This is a genomic window from Alistipes sp. 56_sp_Nov_56_25 (genome assembly GCF_001915285.1).
In the GTDB taxonomy this organism is placed as follows: domain Bacteria; phylum Bacteroidota; class Bacteroidia; order Bacteroidales; family Rikenellaceae; genus Alistipes; species Alistipes shahii.
In genome coordinates this window covers 1-472 of sequence record NZ_MNQF01000016.1, presented here as the reverse complement: position 1 = coordinate 472, position 472 = coordinate 1, and the positions used below count along the sequence as shown (strand labels likewise).

At 57.6% G+C, this 472-nt stretch carries 1 pseudogene; it reads left to right on the top strand.

Going from position 1 to position 472, the window contains the following annotated elements:
• A pseudogene (locus BHV64_RS05915) lies at positions 1-434 on the top strand (type IIA DNA topoisomerase subunit B); the annotation flags it as partial.
• Positions 435-472: the final 38 nt, after the last annotated feature.

Here is a 472-nt window from a genome sequence, read left to right as displayed (position 1 = left end):
TCATCGCCACCGATGCCGATGTCGACGGCATGCACATCCGCCTGCTGATGATGACCTTCTTCCTGCAGTTCTTCCCCGACGTGATCCGTCAGGGCCATCTGTTCGTGCTGCAAACGCCGCTTTTCCGCGTGCGCAACAAGAAGGAGACGCACTACTGCTATTCGGAGGACGAACGCCTGAAAGCCGTCTCCCGCTGCGGCGCCAACGCCGAAATCACGCGATTCAAAGGTCTGGGCGAGATTTCGCCCGACGAGTTCCGCGAATTCATCGGCGAGGGGATGCGGCTGGACAAGGTCCGCATCACCAAGGACGACCCGATCCACGACCTGCTGGAGTTCTACATGGGCAAGAACACCTACGAGCGGCAGGGCTTCATCATCGACAACCTGCGCATCGAGGAGGATATCGTCGAGCAGGACCTTGCAATCAGTTAAAGGAATATGGCAGAAGAAAAAGATATCATCGGGCGGGA